Source organism: Falsiroseomonas selenitidurans, assembly GCF_012103215.1.
Lineage (GTDB): Bacteria > Pseudomonadota > Alphaproteobacteria > Acetobacterales > Acetobacteraceae > Falsiroseomonas > Falsiroseomonas selenitidurans.
The window spans coordinates 147,871-157,048 of the sequence record NZ_JAAVNE010000007.1; the positions used below are offsets into that span (position 1 = coordinate 147,871).

Consider the following 9,178-nt stretch of genomic DNA (forward strand, 5'->3'; position numbering starts at 1 on the left):
CATGGACCTGAACGGGCTGTTCCGCCGCGTGCTGGCGGCCGGCGCGCGGCATCGCTGGCGTGCGCTTGCGCTGGCCTGGGTGGTCTGCCTGGGCGGCTGGGCGGGGGTGACGCTGATCCCCAACCAGTATGCCTCCACCACCCGGATCTACGCCGATGCGGATGCCATCCTCGGCATGCTGCTGCGCGGCATCGCCATCGACAGCTCCCCGGCCGGGCAGGTGGAGACGCTGCAGCGCACGCTGCTCTCGCGCCCCAACCTGGAGAAGATCGTCGCCCGCACGCCGCTCGAACAGCGGGTGCACGACCCGGCCTCGCGCGAGGCCATGCTCGACCGCCTGGCGCGGGAGATCCGCATCCGCACGCAGACGCGCAACCTGTTCACCATCGAGTTCCAGGACCGTGATCCGCGCATCGCCCATGCCGTGGTGCAGACGGCGCTGAACCTGTTCATGGAGGCGGCCGCGGTGACGGACCGCCAGCAGATGGACAGCGCCCGCAGCTTCGTCTCCCAGCAGATCGCGTCCTACGAGGTGCAGCTGCGCCAGGCGGAACGGCGGCGCGCGGAATTCCGCACGCGCTACATCGACATCCTGCCGAACGACCAGCTCGGCGGTGCCTCGCGCCTCGAAGCCGCACGCCTGCGGCTGGCCCAGGTACAGGGCGAACTGCAGGATGCGCGGCGGCGGCGGGAGCTGACGCGGGCGCAGATCGGGACGGCGGCGGAAGCCCCCGCGCCCATCGTCACCGGCGGCGGCAATCCGCAGCTTGCCGCGGCGCAGCGCACCCTGTCCGACTTGCGGCTGCGCTTCACCGATGCGCATCCGGATGTGCGCGCGGCGCTGGGCGCCGTGGCCGCGGCCCGCGCCAGCGGCGGCAGCGGCCCCACCACCCGCGCCGCGGCGCCCGCCGCCAACCAGGCGCTGGAGATGATGCGCCTGCGCCTGGTGGACGCCGAGTCGGAGATCGCCTCGCTCGAGCGGCAGGAACGCGAGGGCACGGCGGAGGTGGAGCGGCTGGAGGAGATCGCGCGCAGCGCGCCGCAGGTGCAGGCGCAGTTCCAGAACCTGGACCGCGACTATACCGTGCTGCGGCGCAACTATGAGGAATTGCTGGCGCGGCGTGAATCGCTGCAGCTGGCCGGCGCGGCGCGCGACAGTTCCGACCGCGTGCGGCTGGAGGTGGTGGACCCGCCGACCAGCCCGACGCAGCCCGTCTCCCCCAACCGCCTGCTGCTCTCGGCCGGCGTGCTGGTGCTGGGGCTGGGCGCCGGTGTCGGTTTGGTGCTGCTGATGATGCAGTTCGACCGCCGCTTCTATTCCGTGCAGGACCTGCGCGGCATCGGCCTGCCGGTGCTCGGCGCCATCTCCGCGCCGCCGCGCCGGCCCCGGGTGCTGGCCGGCATCGGCTTCGCCTCCGGCCTGGCGCTGCTGTTCGTGGCTTTCGGCGCCGTGCTCGCGGATGCGCCCCGCCTCATCGCAAGGATGCTCCTGGCATGACCGGCTTCACCGCCCCGCGCAGCCACCTGGCCGAGCGCGCCGTCGCCGCGATGGGGCCCCTGCGCGGCGAGGACCGGCTGGCGCCGGACACGCTGGCCACCCAGGCGCTGGCGCCGGACCCGCCGCCGCTGCGCGAGGCGAGGCGGCCCAACACGGAAAGCTTCGCCAGCGTGCCGGTGGCCGCCGCCGCGCCGCCGCCTGCCATCGACATGGAGGCGCTGCGCGCCGCGGGCCTCGCCTTCGACCCGGCGGCGGAGGTCCGCAGCCGGCTGGCGGAGGAGCTGACGCTGATCCAACACCAGGTGCTGCGCGCCATGCCGGCGGCGGATGCGGCGCGCAACCGCGCGACGGAGGCGCGCAACGCCTGCCGGCAGATGGTGCTGGTGACCAGCGCCCGCCCGGCGGAAGGCAAGAGCTTCATCGCGCTGAACATCGCCGCCAGCCTGGCCGCCGGCACCGGGCATCCGGTGGTGCTGGTGGATGTGGATGGCAGCGACGGTGCGCTGACCGGGCGGATGGGCGTCGGCGAAGCACCGGGCCTGCGGGCCCTGGCGCGGGATCCGGGGCAGTCCGTCTCGCTGCTGCTGCGCAGCACGGCGATCACCGGCCTGACGGTGCTGCCGCATGGCGCGCGGCAGGCCGGGGAGGGGGCGCCGAGCGGCGCCGCCCTGGCCGGCGCGCTGCGCGCCCTGGCGCTGGCCCTGCCGCGGCATGTGGTGGTGCTGGACGCGCCGGCGGCGCTGGCATCCGCCGATGCGCCGACGCTGGCGGCCACCGTCGGCCAGGTGATGCTGGTGGTGCGGGCGGAGATCACGCAGCGCGACGCGGTGGAAGCGGCGCTGGACGTCCTGGAAGCCTGCCCGGTGCTGCAGCTGGTGCTGAACGAAAGCCGCATGTCGAGCGCGGACAGCTTCGGCGAAGCCGCCGATGCGTAGCGCCCTGCCGCCCTTCGCCCTGGCCCTGGCGCTGGCGGCCGGCGGCGCTGCCGCGCAGAGCGCCGCGCCGCCGCTGCCGGGCGAAACCGGCCCTGGATCCCTGCCGCAGACCCGCGCGGCGGCGCGCATGGCTGAGGCCGAGGCCACCGGCACGCCGCTGGCGGAGCCCGCAGCCCCACCGATCCGCCTCGGCGATTTCGGCCTGCCGATCACCGGCACGCCGGCCGCTTCGGCCGAGCCCGACCGCGCCTGGACCATCGTCCCCAGCATCGGTGTGCAGGCGCTGGCGACGGACAATGCCGAGTTCAGCGCCACCCGCAAGCATGCCGATGTCATCACCACCGTCACGCCCGGCCTGCTGGTCTCGGCGGATACGGCGCGGCTGCAGGGGGTGCTGAACTATCGGCCCACCGCACGCTTCTACGCCGATGACAGCGAGCAGAACCGGCTGGACCACAGCTTCAACGGCCAGGCGCTGGTCGGCGTGGTGCCGGGCGTGGTCTTCCTCGACCTGCGCGGCGCGTCCAGCCTCCAGAGCGTCAGCGGCGGGCGGGCCGCCGGCGACGGGGCGTCCGACGATGAGCGGGACGTGCTGCAGACCACCAGCTTCCAGGTCTCGCCCTATATCGTGCACCGCTTCGGCGACACGGCGACGGTGCAGATCGGCTATGCCTTCCAGTCCGTGGACCAGAGCGGGGAGGATACGCGGATCGGCGTGCAGCCGGGGCTGGACGGCGCGCCGCTGGGCAATGCGGCGCAATCCTTCACCGCGCACCAGGGCTATGCGGTGGTGCGCAGCGGGCCGGATTTCGGGCGGCTGGCGCTGGAAGGCCGGCTGGAGGCCACCAGCTATATCGGCACCGGCGTGCTGGACGATGCCTATCGCCGGATCGGCACGTTGCAGGCCCGCTACGCCATCCTGCGCGGCGTCGCCGTGCTGGTGGAAGGCGGCTACGAACAGCAGCGCTATGCCGGCACGCCGGGTATCGCGATCGACGAGCCGATCTGGGCCGTGGGCGTGCAGTTCACGCTGGCCAATGATGGCCGCGTCACGCTGCGCTACGGCCGGCGTGACGGCGTCAACGCCTTCAGCCTCGATGCCTCCGTGCCCGTCGGCGGCCGCACCCGCCTTTCCGCCCGCTATGGGGAGCAGCTGACGACGAATGCGCAGCAGGCGGCGGACCTGCTTTCCACCACCTCGCTCGACCGGTTCGGCAACCCGATCGACCTGCAGACCGGGCTGCCGCAAGCGCGGCCCTTCTCCGGCTCGCTGCTCGGCACGCAGAACAACCTGGCGCGGGTGCGCACGGCGTCACTCGGCATCGTGCAGACCTGGCCGCGCGACATCTTCGCCCTGACAGTGACGCGGGAGGAACGCATCCCGGTCTCAAGCGCTGAGGGCGGCACCGGCTTCGCGCAGCGCGGCACCTCCGCCAGCTTCACCTGGTCGCACAGCCTGACACCGCGCACGGATGCCATCGCCTATGTCCAGTACGGCCGCAGCAGCAGCGATCTGCGCGGCGACGGCAGCACGGCGGCGGCCAGCCTGAGCCTGGTGCACCAGCTGCGGGAGAAGCTGACGGCCACCGTGCAGGTCGGCACCAGCCTGCGCGACTATGACGACCAGGACGGGCGGGCGGTGCAGAACTTCATCCTCATCGGACTTCGGCAGACCTTCTAGGAGGCACGCGATGCTAGGCGAGATCTACGGCTTCCGCGCGCATCCCTTCCAGATGACGCCGGACCACCGCCTGTTCTACGAAAGCTCCGTCCATGGGCGTGCCTATGCGCACCTGCTCTACGGCATCGCGCAGCGCGAGGGCTTCGTCGTGGTGACCGGGGAGGTCGGCGCCGGCAAGACCACGCTGGTGGAACGGCTGTGCAGCCAGCTGGACCCGAACGGATTCGCCATCGCCCGCGTCTCCACCACCCAGGTGGCGGGCGACGACCTGCTGCGGCTGGTGGCGGATGCCTTCGGTGCGGAGCCGGAGGGCAACAAGGCCGCCGTGCTGCGCGGCATCAGCACCGCGCTGCGCAACGGCGTACGGCGCTACCTGCTGATCGTCGACGAGGCGCAGGGCCTGGCGCCGCCGGCGCTGGAGGAGCTGCGCATGCTGTCCAACGTGACGGAAGGCGGCCAGGCGCCGATGCAGACCATCCTGCTCGGCCAGCCGCAGCTGCGGCGCACGCTGGCGAGCCCGGACCTGGACCAGCTGCGCCAGCGCGTGCTGGCCTGCTACCACCTCGGCGCGCTGTCGCGTGAGGAGACCCACGCCTATGTCGAGCACCGCATGCGCGCGGTGGGCTGGCTGGATCATCCGCGCTGGGACAGCGCCGCGCTGGACCTGGTGCACCACCACAGCGAGGGCATACCGCGCCGCATCAACCGGCTGTGTTCCCGCGTGCTGCTCGGCGCCGCGCTGGAACGGGCGGAGGTGCTCTCCGTGCCCCTGGTGGAGGCGACCGCGATCGAGCTCGAGGAGGATCTCGGCGGCGGCATGGCGCCACCGATCTTCGGCCTGCCGGCGCCCGAGGCGGGCGCGGTGCTGCGCGAGATGGAAAACCGGATCGAGGCGCTGGAAAGCCTGACGGCCCGGCGGGAGCGGGTGTTCCAGCAGATGGCCGAACTCTTCGGCGGTGGGCGGAGGACGCATCGGTGAACATGCAGGGCAGGATCACGCCGGCGGATGCCGGCGAGACGATCAATGCGATGAGCGTGGACGTGGAGGACTGGTTCCAGGTGCAGGCCTTCGCGGAGGCGATCCCGCGCGAGGAATGGGACTGGCTTTCGTGCCGCGTGGAGGCGAACACGGAACTGGTGCTGGAACGCTTCGCCGAGGCCGGCGTGCGCGGCACCTTCTTCACGCTCGGCTGGGTGGCGCAGCGCCACCCGGCGCTGGTGCGGCGCATCGTCGCTGCCGGGCATGAACTGGCCAGCCACGGCCATGGCCATGAGCGGGTGGATTCGATCGGCGCGGAGGCCTTCCGCGCCGACATCCGCCGCGCCCGGCGGCTGCTGGAGGATGCCGGCGGCGTCGCCGTCCACGGCTACCGCGCGCCCACCTTCTCCATCGGGCCGCACACGCCCTGGGCGCATGCGATCCTGGCGGAGGAGGGGTATCGCTACTCCTCCTCGGTGTTTCCGGTGAAGCACGACCTGTACGGGGCGCCGGACGCGCCGCGCGGGCCGCACCGGCCGCATCCGGACGGCGTGGTGGAACTGCCGATGACCACGGTGCGCGCCTTCGGCCGCTCCCTGCCCTGTTCGGGCGGCGGCTGGTTCCGCCTGGTGCCCTATCGGCTGTTCCAGGCCGGGCTGCGCCGCGTGAACCAGGTGGAACGCCGCCCCGGCATCTTCTACTTCCACCCGTGGGAGGTGGACCCGGAACAGCCGCGCGTCTGGCAGGCGAGGCGCCTGTCGCGCTTCCGCCACTACACCGGGCTGGACAGCATGGTGCCGCGGCTGGACCGGCTGCTGCGAGACTTCGCCTGGGCCAGCATGGCGGATGTCTTCGCCGCCGAGATCGGCGAGCCGGAACCGGCGCTGCCGCAGACCGCGATGGCAGGCTGACCCATGCTGCGAATCCGTGAGCTTGAGCAGGGCGCCTCGGGCGCCTGGGACGCCTTCGTGCGCGCGACGCCGGAGGCCACCTTCTTCCACCTCTCGCCCTGGCGGCGGGTGATCGAGCGCGCCTTCGGGCATCGCACGCACTACGTCTATGCCGAGCAGGACGGCGCGATCGTCGGCGTGCTGCCGCTGGCGCGGATGCGCACGCTGCTGTTCGGCGATGCGCTGATCTCCACGCCCTTCTGCGTCTATGGCGGGCCGGTGAGCGCGACGCCGGAGGCCGCGCAGGCGCTGGAATCGCACGCGAGGGAGCTGATGCGCCGCACCGGCGTGCCCTGCCTGGAATTCCGCCGCCGCGATGCGGCCGATGCTGGCTGGGACGAACGCCCGGCGCTGCACCACACCTTCCGCCGCGCCATCACCGGCGAGGCGGAGGCGGACATGAAGGCGATTCCGCGCAAGCAGCGCGCCATGGTGCGCAAGGGCATCGCCAACGGCCTGCGCAGCGTGGCGAACCAGGACACGCGCACGCTGCACCATGTCTATGCGCGGATGGTGCATGCCCTCGGCACGCCGGTGTTCTCGGCGCGGTACTTCCGCCTGCTGGGGGAGGCCTTCCCGGCGGCGCACGACGTGACCACCGTGCTGCACGAGGACCGTCCCGTGGCTGCCGTGCTGAACTTCCATTTCCGCGACGAGGTGCTGCCCTATTACGGCGGCGGCACGCCGGCGGCGCGCAACCTGGCGGCGAACGACTTCCTGTACTGGGAGGTGATGCGTCGCGCGGGCGCGGAACGCGGCGCGCGGCTGTTCGACTTCGGCCGCAGCAAGGCCGGCACCGGCGCCTTCGACTTCAAGCGCAACTGGGGGTTCGAGGCGCAGCCGCTGCATTACTGCTACCAGCTGCGAGAGGGCGCGACGCTGGCGGAGAACAACCCGGCCAACCCGAAGTTCAGGCTGATGATCGCCGCCTGGCGCCGGCTGCCGTTACAGGTGGCGAACCTGCTGGGGCCGCGGATCGTGCGGGGGCTGGGCTGATGGCCCGTCGCCTGCTGTTCCTGTGCCACCGCATCCCCTACCCGCCGGACAAGGGCGACAAGATCCGCGCCTGGCATATGCTGGACCGGCTGGCGCGGGACTGGGCGGTGGATCTCGGCTGTCTGGTGGACGACCCCGCCGACCTGCGCCACCTGCCGGTGCTGCAGGGGCGCTGCGCCAGCGTGCTCGCGCGGCCCACCGGCAGTCGCCGCCAGGCCGGCCTGCGCGCCCTGCTGCGCTGCCGGCCGGGGCAGCCGCTCAGCCTCGGCTGGTTCCATGAGCAGGGGCTTTGGGACTGGACGCGGGCGCATCTGGCGGCGCGGCGGCACCAGGCGGTGTTCGTTTACTCCTCCGCCATGGCGCCCTATGCGATGGGCCTGCGCGGCCCGCTGCGGGTGCTCGACATGGTGGATGTCGATTCCGAGAAATGGCGCGCCTATGCCGCCGATGCGCGGCCGCCCATGCGCCACGTCTGGGCGCGGGAGGCGCGGACGCTGCAGGCTTTCGAGCGCCGCGCGGCAGCGGATTTCGACCGCACCCTGTTCGTCTCCGCCGCCGAGGCCGCGCAGTTCCGCGCCGTGGCGCCGGAGGCGGCGGCGCGCGTGGACCATGTGGACAATGGCGTGGACCTGTCCGCCTTCGATCCGGGGCAGCCAGGCGAGAGCCCCTATGCGCCGGGCGCGCGCGCGCTGGTCTTCACCGGCACCATGGATTACCGCCCGAATGTGGAAGCCGTGGCCTGGTTCGCCGAACGGGTGATGCCGCTTCTGGTCGGCGTCGTGCCGGGCGTGGAGTTCCACATCGTCGGCGCCAACCCCGCCCCCGCCGTGCGGGCGCTGGCGGCGAGGCCGGGGGTGCGCGTGGCGGGCGCGGTACCGCGCATCCAGCCCTGGATCGCCCATGCGGCGGTGGCCGTCGCGCCGCTGCGCATCGCCCGCGGCATCCAGAACAAGGTGCTGGAGGCGATGGCGATGGCCCGCCCCGTGGTGGCCTCGCCCGAGGCCTTCGAGGGCGTGCGCGCCCTGCCGGGCCGCGACATCCTGGTGGCGGAGGGCGCGGCGGCCATGGCGGCGGCGGTGCGCCAGGTGCTGGACGGCGCGCATCCCGGCCTCGGCGCCCGCGCGCGGCTGGCGGTGAAGCAGGCGCATGACTGGGACGCGACGCTGCGCCGGCTGGATGCGGTGATGCAGCCCGCCCAGGGGCGGCGTGTGGAGGAGGCGCTGCCATGACCATCGCCCTGACGGCGCGGCAGGCGGAGGCGGCGCGGCAGGCCTGGACGGTGCCGCTGGCCGGGCTGGGGCTGGGGCTGCTGGCCCTCGGCATTGGCTTCCGGGCCGAGATCGCGGCGGCCATCGCCACCTGGGACCGCTCCGCCGCCTATACCCATTGCTGGCTGGTGCTGCCGATCGCGCTGTGGCTGGCCTGGCAGCGGCGTGCCCGGCTGGCGGGGATGGTGCCGCTTCCCGCACCGCTGCTGGCGCTGCCGGCGCTGGCCGGCGCACTGGCCTGGCTGATGGCGGAACGGCTGGGCATCATGGAGGGGCGGCAGCTTGTCCTGGTCGGGCTGGTCTGGGTGCTGGTGACGGCGGTGCTGGGCTGGCGCATCGCGCTGGCGATGGCGGCCCCCCTGGCCTACCTGGTGTTCCTGGTGCCCTTCGGCGAATTCGCCACGCCGCTGCTGCAGGACATCACGCTGCGGATGATCCTGTTCGGCCTGCGGCTATGGGGGATTCCGCATTACGCGGATGGGCTGGTGATCGAGATTCCCGCCGGCACCTTCCTGGTGGCGGAGGCTTGTGCCGGGCTGCGCTTCCTGATCGCCGCCCTGGCCTTCGGCGCGCTGTACGCGCTGGTGATGTTCCGCAGCCCCGGGCGCCGGCTGCTGGTGATGCTGCTGGCGCTGCTGGTGCCGATCCTGGCCAATGGCGTGCGCGCCTTCGGCATCGTGCTGCTGGGCCACTACCTGGGCAGCGCGGAAGCCGCGGCGGCGGATCATCTGGTGTATGGCTGGGTGTTCTTCTCCGTGGTGCTGCTGCTTCTGGTGGTGGCCGGGCTGCCCTTCCGGCAGGACGGCGCGCCCGCCGCCGCGCCGCGGGCCGGGCCGCGCCCGGCGGCGTCGGGCGGGCTGGCCGTGGCGGC

The 9,178-nt window shown here is 73.0% G+C and carries 8 protein-coding genes; all 8 read left to right on the plus strand.

From position 1 onward, the window contains the following. Position 1 precedes the first annotated feature (1 nt). Positions 2 to 1,498: an XrtA system polysaccharide chain length determinant gene (locus tag HEQ75_RS06775; RefSeq protein ID WP_168028534.1), complete on the plus strand. Its 1,497-nt coding sequence runs from the start codon at positions 2 to 4 to the stop codon at positions 1,496 to 1,498. Next, positions 1,495 to 2,433, plus strand: a complete 939-nt coding sequence (locus tag HEQ75_RS06780; RefSeq protein WP_168028536.1) for a P-loop NTPase family protein — start codon at positions 1,495 to 1,497, stop codon at positions 2,431 to 2,433. The genes HEQ75_RS06775 and HEQ75_RS06780 overlap by 4 nt, the downstream gene beginning before the upstream one ends. Further along, a complete protein-coding gene (locus HEQ75_RS06785) occupies positions 2,426 to 4,114 on the plus strand; it encodes a TIGR03016 family PEP-CTERM system-associated outer membrane protein (protein WP_168028538.1) in 1,689 nt (562 codons plus the stop codon). Before HEQ75_RS06780 ends, HEQ75_RS06785 begins: the two co-directional genes overlap by 8 nt. Before the next feature lie 10 nt (positions 4,115 to 4,124). Next, positions 4,125 to 5,093 carry an AAA family ATPase gene (locus HEQ75_RS06790; protein ID WP_168028540.1) on the plus strand — a complete coding sequence of 323 codons (969 nt, stop codon included), beginning with the start codon at positions 4,125 to 4,127 and terminating at the stop codon, positions 5,091 to 5,093. 2 nt (positions 5,094 to 5,095) lie between these two features. Next, positions 5,096 to 6,004 carry an XrtA system polysaccharide deacetylase gene (locus tag HEQ75_RS06795; RefSeq protein ID WP_168028542.1) on the plus strand — a complete coding sequence of 303 codons (909 nt, stop codon included), beginning with the start codon at positions 5,096 to 5,098 and terminating at the stop codon, positions 6,002 to 6,004. Between the two features lie 3 nt (positions 6,005 to 6,007). Then, positions 6,008 to 7,039, plus strand: coding sequence for a FemAB family XrtA/PEP-CTERM system-associated protein (locus HEQ75_RS06800; RefSeq protein ID WP_168028544.1), 1,032 nt, complete (start codon positions 6,008 to 6,010; stop codon positions 7,037 to 7,039). Beyond that, positions 7,039 to 8,268 (plus strand): TIGR03087 family PEP-CTERM/XrtA system glycosyltransferase, encoded by a 1,230-nt coding sequence (locus HEQ75_RS06805; RefSeq protein WP_168028546.1) that lies wholly within the window; start codon positions 7,039 to 7,041, stop codon positions 8,266 to 8,268. The genes HEQ75_RS06800 and HEQ75_RS06805 overlap by 1 nt, the downstream gene beginning before the upstream one ends. Further along, positions 8,265 to 9,178 (plus strand): exosortase A (xrtA, locus tag HEQ75_RS06810; protein WP_168028555.1); only part of this gene is annotated, 914 nt, incomplete at its 3' end. The genes HEQ75_RS06805 and xrtA, both read left to right, overlap by 4 nt.

Excerpts from the sequence above, each read along its gene's own strand:
- HEQ75_RS06775 (WP_168028534.1), top strand. The coding sequence starts at position 2 with ATGGACCTGAACGGGCTGTTCCGCCGCGTGCTGGCGGCCGGCGCGCGG.
- HEQ75_RS06780 (WP_168028536.1), top strand. The coding sequence starts at position 1,495 with ATGACCGGCTTCACCGCCCCGCGCAGCCACCTGGCCGAGCGCGCCGTC.
- HEQ75_RS06785 (WP_168028538.1), top strand. The coding sequence starts at position 2,426 with ATGCGTAGCGCCCTGCCGCCCTTCGCCCTGGCCCTGGCGCTGGCGGCC.
- HEQ75_RS06790 (WP_168028540.1), top strand. The coding sequence starts at position 4,125 with ATGCTAGGCGAGATCTACGGCTTCCGCGCGCATCCCTTCCAGATGACG.
- HEQ75_RS06795 (WP_168028542.1), top strand. The coding sequence starts at position 5,096 with ATGCAGGGCAGGATCACGCCGGCGGATGCCGGCGAGACGATCAATGCG.
- HEQ75_RS06800 (WP_168028544.1), top strand. The coding sequence starts at position 6,008 with ATGCTGCGAATCCGTGAGCTTGAGCAGGGCGCCTCGGGCGCCTGGGAC.
- HEQ75_RS06805 (WP_168028546.1), top strand. The coding sequence starts at position 7,039 with ATGGCCCGTCGCCTGCTGTTCCTGTGCCACCGCATCCCCTACCCGCCG.